At 72.6% G+C, this 18,136-nt stretch carries 17 protein-coding genes; 9 read left to right on the top strand and 8 right to left on the bottom strand.

From position 1 onward, the window contains the following. Positions 1 to 67 precede the first annotated feature (67 nt). Entirely contained in the window at positions 68 to 865 is a 798-nt protein-coding gene (locus tag BMX74_RS02740) for a PaaX family transcriptional regulator (protein ID WP_201784763.1), read from the top strand. After that, positions 862 to 1,638 carry an enoyl-CoA hydratase-related protein gene (locus BMX74_RS02735; RefSeq protein WP_055508429.1) on the top strand — a complete coding sequence of 259 codons (777 nt, stop codon included), beginning with the start codon at positions 862 to 864 and terminating at the stop codon, positions 1,636 to 1,638. Before BMX74_RS02740 ends, BMX74_RS02735 begins: the two co-directional genes overlap by 4 nt. Before the next feature lie 6 nt (positions 1,639 to 1,644). On the opposite strand, the gene BMX74_RS02730 is transcribed toward BMX74_RS02735, so the two are convergent. From BMX74_RS02730 to dapE, 5 genes are all read right to left on the bottom strand, one after another. Next, positions 1,645 to 2,241 carry a DNA-3-methyladenine glycosylase I gene (locus BMX74_RS02730; protein ID WP_082535544.1) on the bottom strand — a complete coding sequence of 199 codons (597 nt, stop codon included), beginning with the start codon at positions 2,239 to 2,241 and terminating at the stop codon, positions 1,645 to 1,647. Then, positions 2,238 to 2,855, bottom strand: a complete 618-nt coding sequence (locus BMX74_RS02725; protein WP_091097952.1) for a hypothetical protein — start codon at positions 2,853 to 2,855, stop codon at positions 2,238 to 2,240. The genes BMX74_RS02730 and BMX74_RS02725 overlap by 4 nt, the downstream gene beginning before the upstream one ends. 81 nt (positions 2,856 to 2,936) lie before the next feature. After that, complete coding sequence (locus tag BMX74_RS02720) at positions 2,937 to 3,521, bottom strand: LOG family protein (RefSeq protein ID WP_055508425.1); 585 nt, start codon at positions 3,519 to 3,521, stop codon at positions 2,937 to 2,939. Positions 3,522 to 3,531: 10 nt separating this feature from the next. Continuing rightward, positions 3,532 to 4,338 (bottom strand): LOG family protein, encoded by an 807-nt coding sequence (locus BMX74_RS02715; protein WP_055508423.1) that lies wholly within the window; start codon positions 4,336 to 4,338, stop codon positions 3,532 to 3,534. A gap of 249 nt (positions 4,339 to 4,587) precedes the next feature. Further along, on the bottom strand, positions 4,588 to 5,643 hold the full coding sequence (gene dapE / locus BMX74_RS02710) for a succinyl-diaminopimelate desuccinylase (protein ID WP_055508420.1): 1,056 nt from the start codon (positions 5,641 to 5,643) through the stop codon (positions 4,588 to 4,590). A 149-nt stretch (positions 5,644 to 5,792) separates the two neighbouring features. On the opposite strand from dapE, the gene BMX74_RS02705 reads away from it, so the two are divergent. Next, complete coding sequence (locus BMX74_RS02705; RefSeq protein WP_236715092.1) at positions 5,793 to 6,617, top strand: hypothetical protein; 825 nt, start codon at positions 5,793 to 5,795, stop codon at positions 6,615 to 6,617. 68 nt (positions 6,618 to 6,685) lie between these two features. Here BMX74_RS02705 and BMX74_RS02700 read toward each other — a convergent pair whose 3' ends face one another. The 3 genes from BMX74_RS02700 to fdxA all read right to left on the bottom strand — a co-directional run bounded on the left by BMX74_RS02700 (position 6,686) and on the right by fdxA (position 8,936). Continuing rightward, on the bottom strand, positions 6,686 to 7,342 hold the full coding sequence (locus tag BMX74_RS02700; RefSeq protein WP_055508418.1) for a DUF4178 domain-containing protein: 657 nt from the start codon (positions 7,340 to 7,342) through the stop codon (positions 6,686 to 6,688). A gap of 137 nt (positions 7,343 to 7,479) precedes the next feature. Next, positions 7,480 to 8,550 (bottom strand): succinyldiaminopimelate transaminase, encoded by a 1,071-nt coding sequence (gene dapC, locus BMX74_RS02695; RefSeq protein ID WP_055508416.1) that lies wholly within the window; start codon positions 8,548 to 8,550, stop codon positions 7,480 to 7,482. Positions 8,551 to 8,609: 59 nt separating this feature from the next. Next, positions 8,610 to 8,936: a ferredoxin gene (gene fdxA, locus BMX74_RS02690; RefSeq protein ID WP_055508414.1), complete on the bottom strand. Its 327-nt coding sequence runs from the start codon at positions 8,934 to 8,936 to the stop codon at positions 8,610 to 8,612. A gap of 67 nt (positions 8,937 to 9,003) precedes the next feature. On the opposite strand from fdxA, the gene BMX74_RS46565 reads away from it, so the two are divergent. The 6 genes from BMX74_RS46565 (at position 9,004) to BMX74_RS02650 (ending at position 18,133) form a co-directional block, all read left to right on the top strand. After that, positions 9,004 to 9,279, top strand: a complete 276-nt coding sequence (locus BMX74_RS46565; RefSeq protein ID WP_420538110.1) for a putative acetyltransferase — start codon at positions 9,004 to 9,006, stop codon at positions 9,277 to 9,279. An 11-nt stretch (positions 9,280 to 9,290) separates the two neighbouring features. Next, positions 9,291 to 10,355, top strand: coding sequence for an ABC transporter substrate-binding protein (locus tag BMX74_RS02680; protein ID WP_091097947.1), 1,065 nt, complete (start codon positions 9,291 to 9,293; stop codon positions 10,353 to 10,355). 123 nt (positions 10,356 to 10,478) lie between these two features. Then, on the top strand, positions 10,479 to 11,234 hold the full coding sequence (locus BMX74_RS02675; RefSeq protein WP_082535541.1) for a class I SAM-dependent methyltransferase: 756 nt from the start codon (positions 10,479 to 10,481) through the stop codon (positions 11,232 to 11,234). A gap of 227 nt (positions 11,235 to 11,461) precedes the next feature. After that, positions 11,462 to 14,404, top strand: a complete 2,943-nt coding sequence (locus BMX74_RS42760; protein WP_143078529.1) for a hypothetical protein — start codon at positions 11,462 to 11,464, stop codon at positions 14,402 to 14,404. A gap of 4 nt (positions 14,405 to 14,408) precedes the next feature. Then, the gene (locus BMX74_RS02655; protein WP_091097938.1) at positions 14,409 to 16,244 is read left to right on the top strand and encodes a UvrD-helicase domain-containing protein; all 1,836 of its coding nucleotides are present in this window, start codon (positions 14,409 to 14,411) and stop codon (positions 16,242 to 16,244) included. A gap of 47 nt (positions 16,245 to 16,291) precedes the next feature. Continuing rightward, positions 16,292 to 18,133, top strand: a complete 1,842-nt coding sequence (locus BMX74_RS02650) for a sigma factor-like helix-turn-helix DNA-binding protein (RefSeq protein WP_055508398.1) — start codon at positions 16,292 to 16,294, stop codon at positions 18,131 to 18,133. Positions 18,134 to 18,136 lie beyond the last annotated feature (3 nt).

Below are 18,136 nucleotides of genomic sequence, written 5' to 3'. Positions count from 1 at the left end.
TATTCTCCCGCATCGCGAGCGCTCATGGGTAACGATCTCCTCCCAGAATGCGTTGTCGGACCCTGCGATGCCGTCCAAACTGGACGTCGTGCACGCTCGGGCCGCGCTGTTCGACCTCTATGGAGACCACCTGCGTTCGCGGGGTGGGCAGGCGACCGTGGCCGCGCTCGTCCGGCTCATGAAACCCCTGGATATCGCCGCTCCCGCCGTGCGTACGGCGGTTTCCCGCATGGTGCGGCAGGGCTGGCTGCGCCCGGTGCGGCTGCCCCAGGGACCCGGTTACGGTCTCACGGGGAAATGCGTCAGGCGTCTGGACGAGGCCGCGCTGAGAATTTACCGAGCGGGGACGCCGACCTGGCGCGGCCGGTGGCATCTGATCGTTTTCGGGCCGGTCAGGGAGCGCGCCCGCAGGGAGCGGATCAGGGCCGACCTGACCTTCCTCGGGTACGCGGCGCTGTCGGAGACCACGTGGATCGGGCCGCGCTCGTCCGCCGAGCTGGACAACCTGCTCGACGGCGAGGGGGTGCGGGCCGACAGGTTCGACGCCGCGCTGGAGGGCGACCCGCGCGAGCTGGTCGCGAGGGCCTGGGATCTGCGGGCCATCGGCGAGGCGTACGAGCAGTGGCACGCCGAGGCTGTCACGCTGATCGGCACGCTGCCCGAGGGGGCCGCGGACGACCAGGTGTTCGCCACCAGGAGCAGACTGGTGCACGGGTGGCGCAACTTCCTGTTCCGCGACCCGGGCCTGCCACCCGAACTGCTGCCCGACGGCTGGCCCGGCGAGAAGGCCAGGGCCTACTTCGAGCAGGAGGCCGCCAGGCTGCTGCCCGCAGCCGCCGCGTTCGTCGACAGGGAGTTGCATTGATCCGTTATGACGTGGCCGACGCCGTCGCCGCCATCACCCTCGACCGTCCCGACGCGATGAACTCGCTCACGGTCGAGGCCAAGTCCGCGCTGCTCGGCGCGCTGCGCGAGGCGGCGGGCGACACCGCCGTCAGGGCCGTGCTGCTGACCGGCGCGGGCCGGGCGTTCTGCGCCGGTCAGGACCTGCGCGAGCACGCCGACAACCTGGAGGCGGGCCGCGGCCTAACCGACACGGTCCGCGCGCACTACAACCCGATCGTCGAGCTGATCGCCACGATGGCCAAGCCGGTGGTGGCCGCCGTCAACGGGGTGGCCGCCGGCGCGGGCGCGTCGCTGGCGTTCGCCTGCGACCTGCGCGTCGCGTCGGAGAAGGCGAGGTTCGCGCTGGCCTTCTCCGGCATCGGCCTCGCGCCCGACTCCGGCGCGTCCTGGACGCTGCAGCGGCTCGTCGGGCCCGGCAGGGCGGCCGAGCTGATGCTGCTCGGCGAGCCCGTCGACGCGGCCAGGGCGCTCGAACTCGGCCTGGTCACGCGCGTGGTGCCCGCCGACGACCTGCAGAAGACGGCCCGCGAGCTGGCGGTGCGGCTCGCGAGCGGCCCCACGCTGGCCTACGCCGCCACCAAGCGGGCCCTCGCGTACGCGGCGACCCACTCGCTGCCCGACTCCCTCGCCCTGGAGGCGGAGCTCCAGGACGCCTGCGCCGCCACCCACGACCACCTGGACGCCACGCGCGCCTTCCTCGCCAAGGAACGGCCGGTGTTCAACGGGCGCTGAGCGGGTTCACCGGGCGCTGAGCGCCACGCAGCCCTCGACGTGGTCGTCGACCAGGCCGATGGCCTGCATCAGGGCGTACGCCGTGGTCGGGCCGACGAACCTGAAGCCGTGCCGCTTGAGCTCCTTGGCCAGCGCCGTGGAGCCGGGCGTCACGGCGGGGACGTCGGCCATGGTCCTCGGCCTGGGCGAGTCGGGCTCGGCGAAGCGCCACACGAGGTCGGACAGTCCGCCCGGCAGGTCCGTGGCGACCCTGGCGTTGTGGATCGCGGCCTCGACCTTCGCCCGGTTGCGGACGATGCCGGCGTCGCCGAGCAGCCGCTCGACGTCCTTCTCCGTGTACGCCGCCACCTTGGCGATCGAGAAGCCGTCGAACGCGGCACGGAAGTTCTCGCGTTTGCGCAGGATCGTCAGCCAGGACAGCCCCGACTGGAACGCCTCCAGCGTCACCCGCTCGAACACCTTGTCGTCGCCGGTGACAGGGCGGCCCCACTCCTCGTCGTGGTAGGCGAGGTAGAGCGGGTCGGACAGGCCCGGCCACGCGCAGCGGATCACCTCGGGGGCCGGCTCGGCCGCTTCGGGTGCCGTTCGGGGTGCCTGGGTCACTTTCGTCCTTCTCCGTCCTCGCCCTTGGCCTGGTCCTCGCCCTTGGCCTGATCCTGGTCCTCGGGCAGGTCCTCGGGCAGGTCCTCGGGCTTGTCCTCGCCCCGGTCCTCTTCCGTGTCGCGTTCGTCTCGACTGTCGCCCCCGTCGTCCGTGGAGGGCTCCTGCGAGGGCCCGGCAGGCTCGCCGGGGCCGTGGGCCGCGGGCTCCTCCGGCGGCTCGGCAGCGGCCCTCTCAGCCGCGTCCGGGGCCCCGTCCTGGGCCGCGTCCGGGGCCGTCTGGCGGGCCGGCGCCGCGTACACCTCCTGGCGGGCGTACAGCCGGCCGGCCATCAGCTCCGACACCCGCTGCTCCAGCACCGCGATGCGGGTGTCGCGCACGCTGATCGCCATTGCGGCCCTGCGCAGGGTCTCGTCGACGCTCTGCGTGTGGTAGCCGACGAGGTTCACCGGCAGGTGGAGCGCCGCGAAGTCGACCGCCGTGAGCCGCTCGGCCTCCGGCAGGTCGAGCGGTGGCACGTCGGGCGGGAACTCGGTCAGCTCACCGCCACGGCCGAGGGAGACCACGACCACGCAGACCAGGATGGCGACGGCGGCGATGGCGAGGATGACCAGCACATTGGCATCGTACTCATACCATCGCCGCACGAGGTGCCGCGTTTGCGACGCCCGGTGCGAGCCGGGCCCCGTCCGCGCGGCTCAGCCGGCCGCCTCGCCCAGCTCCGCCACGCTCGGCCGCACCGGCTGCGCCCGGCCCTCCAGATGGGTGAACGCCTCCTCGACGGTGCTGGTCCAGGAGATGGCGTCGAAGACGTCGGCCCGGGTGAAGCCCTGGTCGTACAGACCGGTCACGAGCTGCCGCAGCGGGTCGTACAGGCCGAAGGGGTCGAGGATGACGAGGGGGCGGTCGTGGATGCCGAGCACCCTGGCCGTCCAGATCTCGAACAGCTCCTCCAGCGTGCCGATGCCGCCGGGCAGCACGAGGAAGGCGTCGGAACGGGCGTCCATGACGGCCTTGCGCTCGCGCATGCCGGGGGTGACGATCAGCTCGTGCGAGTCGCGGTCGGCGAGCTCGACGTCCACGAGGACCTGGGGGATCACGCCGACCGTGCGTCCGCCGGCGGCGCGGGCGGCGGAGGTGACCGCGCCCATGCAGGAGACGGTCGCGCCGCCGCTCACCAGGGTGTGGCCGCGCCGGGCCAGTTCGGTGCCGACGGCCGTGGCCAGCTCGACGTACTTGGGATCGATGCGGAGGCTGGAGGCGCAGAAGACGCAGACATTCACGGCAGGCAGCCTATTGGGGCTCCGCCTGCTGGGCCTCGGCGGCCTGGGCGGCCTTGCGCTCCTCCTCGCGCTGCTTCGAGCGGGCCAGGTCTGCGTCGACGATGATGCGCACGGCCTCGTCCACGTCGTCGGTGACGGAGATCAGGTGCAGGTCGTGCGAGGCGATCTTGCCGCTGCCGAGGAGGCTGGTCTTGATCCAGTCCATCAGGCCGCCCCAGAACTCCGAGCCCATGAGCACCACGGGGAAGGACGTGACCTTGTGGGTCTGCACCAGCGTGAGCGCCTCGAACAGCTCGTCCAGGGTGCCGAAGCCGCCCGGCAGGGCGATGAAGCCGTGGGAGTACTTGACGAACATCGTCTTGCGGACGAAGAAGTAGCGGAACTCGATGCCGAGGTCCACGTACTCGTTCATGCGCTGCTCGAAGGGCAGCTCGATGCCGAGCCCGACCGACACCGCGCCGTCGACCTCGGACGCGCCCCTGTTGGCGGCCTCCATGACGCCGGGGCCGCCGCCGGTGATGACGGCGTAGCCCGCCTCGGCCAGCGCCCGCCCGAGGGCGCGGCCCATCGTGTAGTCGGGGGAGTCGCCGGGGGTGCGGGCCGAGCCGAACACCGTGACCGCCGGCGGCAGCTCGGCGAGCTGGCCGAACCCCTCCACGAACTCGGCCTGGATGCGCAGCACCCGCCACGGGTCCATGTGCACCCAGTCGGCCGGCCCCTGCCGGTCGAGCAGCCGCTGGTCATGGGTGGAGCTGGGGACGAGGCTGCCGCGTACCACGGCCTGGCCTTGACGGCGCTCCCGACGTGTCTTTTCCATGGGGATCACGCTAGCTCTCTTGACGTGCGCTTGGCCCGGCCATCCCATGCCTGCCCGCGCGTTCCCGTGCATGCCTTCCGAGTATCCCGAAACTCCGGAACCGCAGGTAAGCGCCGTAAAGCGACCGGGCAAAAAATCTTGAAAAAAGGAGGGAACCGGATTTCGACTCCCCTGCGTCTAACTGCCGAGGGTGCTGCTCGGGACTGAAAGTGGCTTTCCCCGCCAAATGGCCGGCGAGGAAAGCCACTTTCATGTTGTGAGCCAGCTCCGCAGGGCGCGCTCGCTGTCGACGATCCTCGTCAGCGACACGTACTCGCCCTGCTGGTGGGCGAGGTTCGGGTCGCCCGGGCCGTAGTTCACGGCCGGCACCCCGAGGTCCGAGAACCTGGCGACGTCCGTCCAGCCGAGCTTGGCGCGGGGCGTGCCGCCGACGGCCGCGGCGAAGGCCGCCGCCACGGGATGCGTCAGGCCCGGCCTGGCGCCGGGCGCCGCGTCCACGAAGGCCACCTCGAAACCGTCGAACACCTCGCGTACGTGCTCCTCCGCCTGCGCGATCGACAGGTCGGGCGCGAAGCGGTAGTTGACGGTCACCACGCACAGGTCGGGGATCACGTTGCCCGCCACGCCGCCGCGGACGCCGACCGCGTTCAGCCCCTCGTGGTACTCCAGGCCGTCGACCACCGGCCGCCGCGCCTGGTAGGCGTTCAGCCTGGCCAGCACCGGCTCGATCCCGTGGACGGCGTTGACCCCGAACCACGACCTGGCGCTGTGCGAGCGCTTGCCCCGCACGGTGACCTCCGCGCGCAGCGTGCCCTGGCAGCCGCCCTCGATCTCGCCGTCGGTGGGCTCCATGAGCACCGCGAAGTCGGCCGCCAGCCAGTCGGGGTGCTCCCTCGCGACCCGGTTGAGCCCGTTGCGCTCGGCCTCGACCTCCTCGCAGTCGTAGAACACGTACGTCACGTCGCGGTTCGGCTCCGGCAGCGTGGCCGCGAGCCGCAGCGCGACCGCGACGCCCGCCTTCATGTCGGACGTGCCGCAGCCGTGGAGCAGGTCGCCCTCGACCCTGCTGGGCAGGTTGCCCGCCACGGGCACGGTGTCGAGGTGGCCCGCGAGGAGCACCCGCTCGGGCCGGCCGAGCCCGGTGCGGGCGACGACGGTCTCGCCCGACCTCTCGACCTTCAGGTGCGGCAGCGCGGCGAGCGCGCGCTCGACCGCGTCGGCCAGCGGGCGCTCGGCCCCGCTCACCGACTCGATGTCCACGACGGCCGCGGTCAGGTCGCGGACGTCCTGCGTCAGATCCAGCATCAGGTGTTCACCCCGTCCTCGCGCGGCACCTCGTCGAGCGCCGCCTCGTCGGGACGCCCGGAAGCCCGGCCACCGCCGGAGGCGGCGGAGCGGCGCCGCCGACGTCACTCATGGCCAGGGAGCCTATCCGGACGGGTAGGTTCTTCAGCGTGCGCCTGCGCTTCTCCCGTGGAGTCATCACCATCGCGGCGATCGTCGCCGTCCTGGCCGTGGGCATCTCCGTGGGTCTGGTCCACCTGCTGAAGCGGGCCGAACCGCTGGCGGTGCCCGAGGCGTACTGCGCCGTCCGCACGCCCGACGGCGCCCTCGACCTCGACCCCGAGCAGGCGCAGATCGCCGCGACCATCGCCGCCGTCGCGGCCCGCCGCAGGCTGCCCGAGCGGGCCGCCGTGATCGCGTACGCCACCGCGATCCAGGAGTCGAAGATGTTCAACATCTCCTACGGCGACCGCGACTCCGTCGGCGTCTTCCAGCAGCGCGAGTCGCAGGGCTGGGGGTCGAAGAAGCAGATCATGGACCCGGTGTACGCGACGAACAGGTTCTTCGCGGCCCTGGTCAAGGTGAAGGACTACCGCAAGCTGCCCGTCGCCGACGCGGCCCAGGCGGTGCAGCGGTCGGCGGGCGGCTACGCGTACGCCGACCACGAGGGGCAGGCCAGGATCCTGGCCGGCGCGTTCACCGGCCGCGTGCCGAAGGCCGTGCACTGCTGGTACCCGCCCGGCCCCAAGCGCACCCCGGCCCCTCGGCCCAGGACCGATGAGGCGCGCCGGCAGCTCGCCAGGGCGCTCGGCAGCACGGCCATCACGTCCGAGAAGCGCGGCTGGCTGATCGCCGCCTGGTCGGTGGCGCACGCCCAGAAGTTCTCGCTGACCAGGGTCGCCTACGCGGGCGCCGCCTGGTCGAACGAGATGGAGGCCGACCGGGGCTGGCGAGCCGGCGGGCAGGCGGCGGGCAGGCAGGTCGAGCTCTCCTGACCCGCCTCCCCGATCGCATGGCGGTCTTACGACGCCCGGCGGCGGGTCAGGCGCGGGCGGGGCGGTCGTCAGGAGGCGCGGGTCGCGAAGGAGATGGAGCCGGGCGCGAGCGGCCTGGCGTAGCAGGCGGTCCAGGGGCCGCCCTGGATGCGCTCGAACGACAGCAGGCGCCCGTCGGTGGCCCGGTAGTCGGCGAAGTCGAGCAGGCCCCGCTCGGGCGTGCCGGTCTCCCCCTCGGACCTGAACGCGGCCGTGCCGCGCTCGATCGGGAAGAACTCGACGCCCTCCATGATCAGCATGCTCTTCGCCGGAACCATGCCCTGTGTGGGCACCTCGGTCCAGAGCATGACCTCCAGGTGCGGCTGGTCGCCCTTGCGGACCTCGACCGAGAGCCACTGCGGGCGGCGGGTGGCGTCGCGCAGGAGGTACTCGGTCCACTGCCGGCCCTGCCATGAGACGTACATCGCGCCGATCACGCGCGCGGGTGAGCCGTGCACCTGGATGCGGTCGCCGACCTCGATCGTGCGCGGGTCGGCGTAGTCGGTGCCGGCATGCGCCGTCGCGCTCACCGGCGCCGGCAGCGGGGGCTCGACGGGAGCGACCTCGCCCGCCGGCGCGCTCGCGCGGCCTTTCCTGTCCTGCCGCAGGGTGGCCAGGAAGGCCCCCAGCAGCAACAGGACGGTGGCGATGCTCAGCCCGAGTACGACCATGGAGGTCATGCTCATCGATCAGCTCGCTCCACTCGCGGTCCGTCTCGGCAGACGCCCTTTATCGATTTGTCAGTGGTGCTCGAACAGTGGTGATCACGTCGGTGTGCGGTGTTCCGCGCTCACTTGTTCCGTGCTCGCCATGACGCGCGATCCTACTGGAGGCGGCGCACCGCCGCATCGATCCGTTCGTCGGTCGCGGTGACGGCCACGCGGACGTGCCGTTCACCTGCCGATCCGTAGAAATCGCCCGGTGCGACCAAAATGCCAATTTCGGCGAGCTTACTTACCTGATCCCACGCGCTCTGCCCGTTCGTGGCCCAGAGGTACAGGCCGGCCGTCGAGTGCTCGATGCGCCAGCCCGCCCGCTCCAGCGCCGGCCGCAGCAGGGCGCGCCGCGCGGCGTAGACCTCGCGCTGCCGGTCGGCGTGCGCGTCGTCGGCCAGGGCGGCCGCCGCCGCGGCCTGGACGGGCGCGGGCATCATCATGCCGGCGTGCTTGCGCACCTCCAGCAGGCGCTTGACCAGGACGGGGTCACCCGTCACGAACCCGGCGCGGTAACCCGCCAGGTTGGAGCGCTTGGACAGCGAGTGGACGGCGAGCAGCCCCTCGTGGGAGCCGCCGCAGACGTCGGGATGCAGGATGGAGACCGGCCGCTCCTCCCAGCCCAGCTCGATGTAGCACTCGTCGGAGGCCACGACCGCGCCGCGCTCACGCGCCCACGCCACCACCTTGCGCAGGTGCTCGACGGGCAGGACGCGCCCCGTGGGATTGCCCGGGGAGTTGACCCAGACCAGGTCGACGCGCTCGGGACCCACCGCGAGCAGCCCGTCGGAGGCCACGGCGGAGGCCCCGGCCAGCCTCGCCCCCACGTCGTACGTGGGATAGGCGAGCTCGGGGAAGACGACCCGCCCGGCGCCGAGGTAGCTCGGCAGCCAGGCGACGAACTCCTTGGAGCCGACCAGCGGGAGGACGTCCTGCTGGCCGACCGTGACGCCGTGCCTGCGCAGCAGCCATCCCGCCGCGGCCTCGCGCAGCGCCCTGGTGCCGTGCGTGAGGGGATAGCCGGGGCTGTCGGCCGCGTCGACGAGCGCCTTCCTGACGATCTCGGGCACCGGGTCGACCGGTGTGCCGACCGACAGGTCGACGATGCCGCCGGGGTGCGCCTTGGCGCGTTCCTTGTAGGGCTCCAGGCGGTCCCAGGGGAAATCGGGCAGGTTGTTCACGGTTCTCCAGGGTTGTCTGTCGCCGAACGCGTGCCGCGGACGCGGCGCACCCGTGACGGCTAGTGGTCCTCGCCCTGCGGCGGCAGCGCGGCGACGACCGGGTGGTCCTTCTCGATCTTGCCGACCTTCGAGGCGCCACCAGGCGAGCCGAGGTCCTCGAAGAACTCGACGTTCGCCTTGTAGAAGTCCTTCCACTGCTCGGGAAGGTCGTCCTCGTAGAAGATCGCCTCGACGGGGCACACCGGCTCACAGGCGCCGCAGTCCACGCACTCGTCGGGGTGGATGTAAAGCATGCGCTCGCCCTCGTAGATGCAATCGACGGGGCACTCCTCGATGCACGCCTTGTCCAGGACGTCCACGCAAGGCTGCGCGATGACGTAGGTCACCTCGAGCTCCTTCTTCTCCGCACCATGGCATGACACTGACCGCGGTTTGCTACGCCCTAGTATTGCCGTGCTTGCCAGCTGGCCGAAACGGAGGGTGGCAAAAGTCGTGGCCGCACGCCTCGTGATCAAGATCACAACTCAGGACATAGGCTCACGGATCACCACTCGCAGACGCGTGCCAGGAGGCTTCCGCGACGCGGTCGGCGTCCTGGAGTCGTGGGAGGGCGGGGTGCTCGCCGTCCGCAGGCGCGACGGCACGCTCGTCGAGATTCCCGAGGACACGCTGGTCGCCGCCAAGGTGGTTCCGGCCGCGCCTCCTCGACCTGAGCGGCGTCAACGGTAAGTATTCGTCATGTGACCGTACGTACCTGCGCCGCTGTGGCCGCCATCGTCGTCAGCGCCGGATGCGGCGCGTCATCTCCCGAGCAGCCGCCCGCCGCGGGCGGGCAGAGCCCGCCCCCGCTCAACGTCCGCGCGACCACGCTCAAGGACGGCTTCTCCACCCTCGACCGCCTCGCCGAGGCCGCCAAGCGCGAGGGCCAGCTCACCGTCATCGGGCTGCCGCGCGACTGGGTGAACTACGGCGAGATCATCGACACCTTCTCCGACAAGTACGGCATCAGGGTCACCCAGCTCGAACCCGGTGCGAGCAGCAAGCGCGCGGTCGACGCCGCCGCCCAGCTCAAGCCCGACGTGTTCGACCTGACCCTCGACGTCGCCGTCGCCTCGGCCGGGAGGTTCGCGCCGTACCGCGTCGCCGGGTGGCAGGACCTCCCCGACGACGTCAAGGACCCGTCCGGCGCCTGGTACGCCGCCTACGGCGGCTACATGGCCATCGGGTACGACCCCCGCCAGGTCAAGCCGCCCGCCACGTTCGCGGACCTGCTCAAGCCCGGCTACCGCGTCGCGCTCGACGGCGACCCGCTGCGCTCCGACGCCGCGTTCGACGGCGTCATGGCCGCGTCCATGGACGCGCGCACCCCGCGGCCCGAGCGCGGCGTCCAGCTGTTCGCCAAGCTCAAGCGCGCCGGCCAGCTCACCGAGCCGGCCAAGGCCAACGTCATCGTCACCTGGGACCACCTCCAGGCCGGGCGCAACGGCGAGAGCTGGAAGGTCGTCATCCCCGGGGGCTCGCCGCTCGGGGCGTACCACGTCCAGGCCATCAGCAAGGACGCGCCGCATCCCGCCGCCGCCCGGCTGTGGCAGGAGTTCCTCTTCTCGGACGAGGGCCAGAACCTGCTCCAGAAGGGCTACGCCCGTCCCGCGCGCGGCGAGGCCATGCTCATGAAGGGCACGCTCGACACCGAGCAGGCCGCGAAGCTGCCCAAGGCGTCCGGCCCGCCGGTGATCCTCACGATTCCGCAGGCCGACGCCGCGAAGACGTACCTGAAGAAGGAATGGACCAAGAGCGTGGGATGAGTCCCTTGTGACTTGATATGTCGTAGAGACGTTCAGCCTCTAAAGTGAACGGACAGCACGGCCACGGGGGCCCGATGTCTGAACGAATGTGAGCTGATCGTCTTGCGATATGACACCCCGAGCTTGGAGCGGTGGGACAGTCGCGCCTACGACAGCAGTTTCGGCTACGTCTCCACGCAGGGCGCGCCCCTCGTGGACCTGCTCGACCCCCAGCCCGGCGAGCGCGTGCTCGACCTCGGCTGCGGCACCGGCGTCCTCACCGCCCAGATCGCCTTCAGGGGAGCCGAGGTGCTCGGCATCGACGGCTCCTCCGGCATGATCGAGAAGGCGCTGGCGCAGTACCCCGGCATCAAGTTCATCGTCGGCGACGGCCACGACTTCTCCGTCGTCGAGCCGTACGACGCCGTCTTCTCCAACGCCGCCCTCCACTGGATGAGCCGCGACCCCGCCATCGTCATCGCCAACGTCCGCGAGTCGCTCAAGCCCGGCGGGCGCTTCGTCGCCGAGATGGGCGGCGCGGGCAACTGCGCGGAGCTCACCGCGGCCATGCTGACCGCCTGGCGCGAGCACGGTCTGCGCGAACCCGACCTGCCGTGGTACTTTCCCACGCCTGCCGAGTACGCCCGCCGGCTCGAGCAGGAGGGCTTCGTGGTGCGGCTGCTCGAATACTTCGACCGGCCCACCCCGCTCGAGGAGTGTCCGGGCGGGGCCGCCGACTGGGTGCGCATGTTCGCCTCGTCGGCGCTCGACGGGCTTCCGCCGGAGATCGTGGAACCGCTGCTCGGGCGCGTGAACGAGCTGGCCGCACCCGCTCTGCGCAGGGAGACGGGCTGGATGGCCGACTACGTGCGCCTACGCTTCGCCGCCGTCCGGCGCTGATGCGTAGTGCATGATGCATGGGGCTGTTTTGCCGGACTATGGTCTCTTTCCGTGGGCGGCGAGATTATGGCTGCACCGCTGCGGCGGCGTGAGGGGCTGGTGAACGGAACGGGATGAACTTCTGCCTGAGCGACCTCGTACCACCCTTGAGGTGGAGCGACGCGTCGACGATCACGCTACTGACCGGGCAGCCGGACCTGCCGGACGCGTGGTGGCGGAGCCTGCCCATGACCCGCGTCCTCGCCGCCATCGGGCCGGAGCCGCTGGGCGAGCTGCTCACGGAGATCGCCCTGGAGCACTGGCCCGCCGCCGCCGTCGGCGACGTGCTGCCCGCGCTGCACGTCCTCGACCCCGAGGACGCCGACGAGCCCCACATCGGCATCGCGCTCCACCGGGCCGGGTCCTGGCCCGGGCTGCTCGCGCTGACCGGCAGGGAGCTGCTCGACCAGCCGTTCATCCAGGCCAGGCCGGTGCTGAACACGCTGTTCAGCACCGTGCTGTCGCGCTTCGCCCCAACGGCGCAGCACCCCTCCGAGGCGGACGTCCCCGAGACGGCCGCTGACGACGGCGAGCAGGACTTCCACGAGCTCCCCACCGGTGACGCCCCCGCCGTCCAGGGTCTCTCCGCCCCGGAGAACGCGGAGGACGACGCGCGGAGCGCCGCCGGCGCCGAGCCTGTGGAGTCCCGGGAGGACGAGCAGGCCGTCGAGCCCTCCACGCCCGAACCCCACGAAGCCGACCCCTCTGACGGGGAGGACGCGGCGGCGCACCCGAACGCAGACGCCGGCGCGGGTGCGGGTGCGGGTGCGGCACAGGACGCCGACCTGCACGCCACCGACCGCGCGGACGCCGTGCAGGAGCACGCCTCCCACCACGGCGACGCCCTGGACGGCCACTCCACCTCTGACGACAGCGAAGCCCCGAAGGACCGCGCGCAGGAGCCCGCCGCCGACGGCGCAGACGCCTTAGAGGACTCCGCGCTGGAGCGCGCCTCCGATCGGGGCGACGCCCTGGACGATCACCCAGCGCCTCAGGCGGCGTTCCCCGAGGGCGCCCCCTCCGGCCCTGGAGTCGAGGAGGGCGCCGGAGTCGAAGAGGGTGCCGGGCAGGGAGCCGAGGCTTCTGAGGCCGAGGAGTTCCCCGGCAAGTCCGAGCCTGGCCCTGAGGTCGTCTCTGAGGCAGGGTCCGGGCCTGAGGCTGGGTCCGGTTCTGAGGCCGACTCCGAGGTCGGGTTCGAGTCTCGGGTGGGCTCCTTCGACGATCGTGAGGCCGCTTCCCCGGACGGTCCTGCCGAGCCCCAGCCCATGCCCGGCGTCACGGACGAGCCCGAAGTCGCCTCCGAGTCGAACGTCGCCTCCGAGCCTGCCGCCGCCTCTGAACCTGACATCGCCGCCGAGCGTGCCGCCGCCTCCGAGCCTGACGTCGACGCTGAGCCTGACGTCGACGCCGAGCCTGCTGCCGCCTCCGAGCGGGACGTCGACGCCGAGCCTGCCGCCGCCTCCGAGTCCGAGGTCGGCGTTGAGCCTGAGGTTGTGTCCGAGTCCGAGGTCGTCCTCGGACCTGACGTTGCCGGTGAGCCTGGGGTTGGCGTCGAGTCGGGCGCTGGCGAGGCCGAGGCTGCGGGGCCTCAGCCCCGTGTCGAGCCCGACCCCGAGCACGAGCACGAGCCTGAGCACAGGCACGACTCCGAGCGCGGGCCCGAGTCTGAGCGCGGGGCCGGCCCCGAGGGCGGGCACGGGTCTGAGCGTGAGGTCGCGGCCGAGTCTGGCGCCGCTGTCGAGGAGGCTGGGCGGCCGGAGATCGTCCTGCCTCGGCGGGAGCCGCGGAGTCGGGCGGCTCAGGGGCCGCACGCGTTCCAGGTCGATGGCGTTCCCGCCGCGCCCGGCGCTCCCAGCGTTCCCGCCGCGCCCGGCGTTCCAGGCGCTCCCGCCGCTCCCGGTGGTTCCGGGGTCCCTGGTGTTCCCGGGGCCGCCGCTGGTCCTAGCGCCGTCGCTGGTTCCGGCGTCTCCGGTGTCCCGGGTGGTGCTGGTGTCACTGACGGTGCTGGTGGTGACGGGGAGGAGTTGCTGGGGCTGGTCGAGGCGGCGTTCGCCGACCTGGACGACCAGAGCTGGGCCGTCGCCCAGAACCGGATCTTCACCGACGAGCCGTCGGCCGTCGACCAGCTGGCCAAGCTGTTCGCGGTCCCGCCGGCCGCGATCGCGGCGACCGAGTTCGAGCTGCGCGCGCGGCTGGACCACTGGCTGTCGGGTGAGCAGGCGGCGCCGTTCCGCGTCTACCTGGACGAGCTGCGCAGGAGCATCGGCCCGGCCGTCACCAAGGACAAGGTGATCGCGGCGGCGCCGTGGCACACCAGGGAGATCCGGGCGCTGGAGGTCCCGGCGTGGCAGTTCGTGATGGCGGCGCTGCCGCTGCTGGTGCCCTCCCAGGTGCCGCAGCCGGCCCAGCCCGTCCACCAGGCCGCGCCCCCGCACCTGCCCCCCTCCCCGGGTGGGGCGCCGCCCCACGGGGGCGCCCCGCTGCCTCCGCCTCCCCCGCCGATGGAGGGTCCGTCGGCGTTCGGCCCGCCTCCGGGGGCGCAGTTCCAGGCGTTCGCCCCGGCCGCGCCCGGGCAGGCCGAGTCGAACGGCGGCGACCACGGCGGCAAGCCGTACCAGCCGTTGAAGGACGTGTCGCAGACGCGGCGCTGCTTCCGGCAGCCGGACGGGCGCTGGTGGCTGCGGGTGGACGTGACGGCGGAGCAACTCGGGGGCGGCGAGTGCCCGCTGCCGACGGGCTTCGCGGCCTATCTCGGGCTGTCGCCCGGGGAGACGCGGACGGTCAGGAGCGCGGCGGGCGAGCTGACGATGACGTGGCACGGCCGGCCGGTGATCGAGTCGGTCGTGCGCCTGCTGGCGGACGTGGGGGCGCGGGAGGGCGGCCACCTGTTCCTCACCCTGTCGGACGAGGGCGTGCTGCGCGCCAGGCACCTGCCGGTGGCCGCCCAGGGCGCGGAGACGATCACCAAGGCGCTGCGCCTGGTGGGCTACACCGCGCCGGGCGGCACCAGGGAGCAGGCGGCCCGGGTGATCGCGACGAGGATCGGCATGACGGGCCCGGTCAGCCTGCCGGACCTGCTCACCAGGCTCCGCGAGCGCGGGGACCGCGACCTGCTAGAACTCCTGGGCTGAGGCCGTGCCGCGCCTCGCGATCGGCCCCGAGTTCCCGAGGGAGCTCAGCGCACTGGCCCCGCCGGTGCGCAGGGAGGTCGTGGTCGCGCTGCGCAGGTTCCTGCTGAACGTGGCGGGCGCCCCGTACCCGGAGCGGGTGCGGGGCGGGCGCGACCCTCGGGTGGCGACGCTGCGGCTGGCCGAGGGGCTGAGGGGCGTGGCGGTCAGGCAGCGGGACGTGTACTGGCTGCGTACGGTGCTGACGGACGCCGACGCCTGGTCGTTCGCCGTCAGGCACCGGTACGGCGTGAACCCGGTGATCGGCGTGGTCGAGGAGTGGGACGCCGAGGCGCTGGAGCGGGTGGAGCCGGCGTTACGCAGGTCGGCCAGGCCGTCGCGGCTGTTCGAGTCGATCTGCGACGGCGACCTGCTGGCGCTGGGCATCGACGGCCACGCGCTGCCGCTGGTCCGGCTGATCACGACGGAGGCGGACGTGGCGGCGCTGGAGCCGCTGCTGCCGCCCACGCAGTACGTCCCGCTGGCGGTGCTGGCCGGGGGCGGGACGCTGGCGGAGGCGTGGCGGGAGCTCGACCAGTGGCGGGCGTCGCCTGAGGAGGAGACGGGCCCGTTCGATCCGGACGACCTGCACGCGGCGCTGCTGCGCAGCCCGGACCGGGCGGTGTTCGCGGCGGACAAGGTGGAGCTGGACCGGGTACTGGAGGCGCCGTCGTGGTGCCTGTTCCTGCACCCGCCGCAGTACCGCCTGGCCAGGGCGCCGAGGTACGAGCAGCCGACGCTGGTGGTGGGCGGCCCTGGCACCGGCAAGACGATCGTGGCGCTGCACCGGGCGGCGTACCTGGCGGCGCGCGGCAGCGGCAGGGTGCTGCTGGTGACGTTCACGCAGGGCTTGGCGGAGGAGCTGTCGGCGCGGCTGGACGAGCTGGTCCCGGACGAGGCGGTACGCAAGCGGATCGATGTGGACAACCCGGAGCGGCTGGCGCTGCGGATCGTGGCGGACGCCGAGGGCCGCAGGCCGCCGCTGGTGGGGCCGGGGGCCCGGTCGCTGGCGGAGCTGACGGACGAGGCGGTCAGGCTGCTGTCGCGGGCGACGGGCGACCTGCTGGACGACGTGGACCCTGGCCGCAAGCCGTACCGGCATCTGGTGGTGGACGAGGCGCAGGACGTGAGCCCGGCGCAGTGGCGGCTGCTTCGGGCGACGGTGCCGCACGCGCGTGACGACGTGTTCGTCGTGGGCGATCCGCATCAGCGGGTCACGGACACGCGGGTGGCGCTGGGCGCGGTCGGCATCCCGGTGGTGCGGCACACGCTGCGGATCTCGTACCGGCTGCCGCAGGAGATGCTGTCGTTCGTGGTGCGGCTGCGCGGGGGCGGGCCGGCGGGCGGCCTGGTGCCGGGTGCGACGGAGATGTCCGGGTATCAGGCGACGCGGCACGGCGAGCGGCCGGTGGTGCGCGCGTACGAGACGCCGGAGGCGGAGCTGGCCGGGCTGCGGGCCACGGTCGCGTCGTGGCTGGCCGGCGGCGTGCCGGCCGGGCAGGTCGGGGTGGGCGCGCGGACGACGGCCCTGGTGCGGTCCGCGAGGGCGGCGCTGGCCGGCCTCGACGGGGCGGACGGCGTGCGGGTGTCGACGTTCCAGAACATGAAGGGACTGGAGTTCGAGCGGGTGGCGCTGGTCGGCGTGGCGGAGGGCGTGGTGCCCGAGCCGCCGCCCGAGGAGCCGGCCGCTCGGGCCCGCGCGCTGCAGCGTGAGCGCGGCATCCTGTACGTGGCCTGCACGCGCGCCCGCGGAATGCTCTACTTATCCCATTCCGGAAGGGGTAGCCCTTTTCTTCCCCTCTGATCACATAGTCTGAACTGCGGATACTTTCCTTTGCCGGTTGGACCTCAATGAATCTCAGCCTGAGCGACCTCGCGCCACCACTGCGCTGGACCCCTCCTGGTCAGATAGCGCCCATCGTGGAGGAGCCGAAGCTGCCAGCGGCGTGGTGGCAGGCCCTCCCGCTCGACCGGGCGTGCGACATCGCCGGCGTCCAGGCGGTCGCCGGCCGGCTGGCCGAGCTCGCGGCCGCCTGCTGGGGGCACCTGCCGCTCGGTGACATCCTGCCGCTGCTGCGCTTCTCCGACCCGGCCGAGGCCGAGCGGACCCCGGAGTCGCTGGGCAAGGACGTGGTGCAGAAGCTGTTCGCGGGGGTGTTCGAGCGGCTGCTCGAACCGGCGCCCGCCGCCGTGCCCGCGCTCAGGCCCGACAGGCCGCTCCCCGAGGTGATCGACGCGGTCTTCACCGGCCTGGACGAGCGCCAGCTCGCCATCGCCCGCGACCGGCTCTACGCCGCGCAGCGCGCCACCCTGGACGAGCTGGCGCAGCGGTTCTCGGTGACCCGGGAGCGCATCAGGCAGATCGAGCGCGACCTGCGCGACCACGTGGAGTCGTGGCTGGGCGGCGCGGAGGCGGCCCCGCTGGTGGCGCACGTCACCTGGCTGCGGGGACGGCTCGGTTCCGCGGCGCCCGCCGACGACCTGGCCGCCGCCGTGCCATGGCACCGCGCGGAGCTGCGCACGCTCGGCATCCCCGCGTGGCGGTTCGTCCGCACCCTGCTCACCGGGTACGAGCAGGCCGACGGCTGGCTGGTCGCGGGCGGCGCGGACGACCTGCGGGAGAAGACCCGCCAGCTCTTCGCCGACGCGCCGCGCCCGATGGCCGAGGCGGTGACCATGGTGGCGCAGCTCGGCGTCCGCGAGGACGTGGCCGAGCGGTGGATCCTCGCCGTGCCGCACCTGCGCGTGCTCGACCAGCACGTCGTGCCGTGGCCGCGCAGCATCAACGACAAGGCGGAGGCGGTGCTCGCGGTCGCGGGCCGCCCGCTGTCGCCCGAGGAGATCCAGGAGCGCATCGGCGAGGACTACAGCCTGGTCGGCATCCGCAACCAGCTCACCTCGGACGAGCGCTTCCGCCGCGTGGACAGGAACAAGTACGGCCTTTCCAGGTGGGGCGGCGACGAGTACCTCGGCATCAGGGAGATGATCGTCAGGGAGATCGAGCGGGCCGGCGGCGAGGCGTCCGTCAGCACGATCGTGACGAACCTGACCTCCCGCTACGACGTCAGTGAGAGCTCGGTGCGCGCCTACTCGGGCGGGCCGGGGTTCGAGCGGACGCAGCGGGGCTGGATCCGCGTCGCGGGCACGTCGCCGGCGGGTGAGAGCGGGCCGTACCAGCCGCGCAAGGACGTCTCGGAGACGCGGCGCAGCTTCCGCTCCCGCGACGGGCGCTGGTGGCACCGGGTGGACGTCAACGCCGAGCACCTGCGCGGGTCGGGATCGCCGCTGCCGACGGGGTTCGCGGCCTACCTCGGCATGGCGCCCGGCGGGCAGCTCACGGCCTCGACGCCGTCGGGCGACGTCGTGATCAGCTGGCACAACCAGCCGACGATGGGCTCGATCAGGAACGTCCTGGCCGACTTCAAGGCCGCCGAGGGCGACCACGTCTTCCTGACGGTCTCCGACGGCGGCGAGCTGCTGACGAGGTACCTGCCTGCCGCCCCGGTGGCGATGCCGCCGCTGAACCGGGCGCTGTACCTGATCGGCTACACCGCTCCCGTCGCCTCCGAGCTGGAGGGGCTGCGCCTGATCGGCGCCCGCATCGGGCTGCCCGAGACGGCGACGCGCGAGGAGGTGCTGGCCAGGCTGCGGGAGCGCGGCGACAGGGACATCCTCGGTTTCCTGGGCGGATGAGCC

Source organism: Nonomuraea pusilla, from assembly GCF_900109355.1.
GTDB classification, from domain to species: domain Bacteria; phylum Actinomycetota; class Actinomycetes; order Streptosporangiales; family Streptosporangiaceae; genus Nonomuraea; species Nonomuraea pusilla.
The sequence above is the reverse complement of the archived record's forward strand: the minus strand, read 5'-3'. Positions and strand labels throughout refer to the sequence as shown.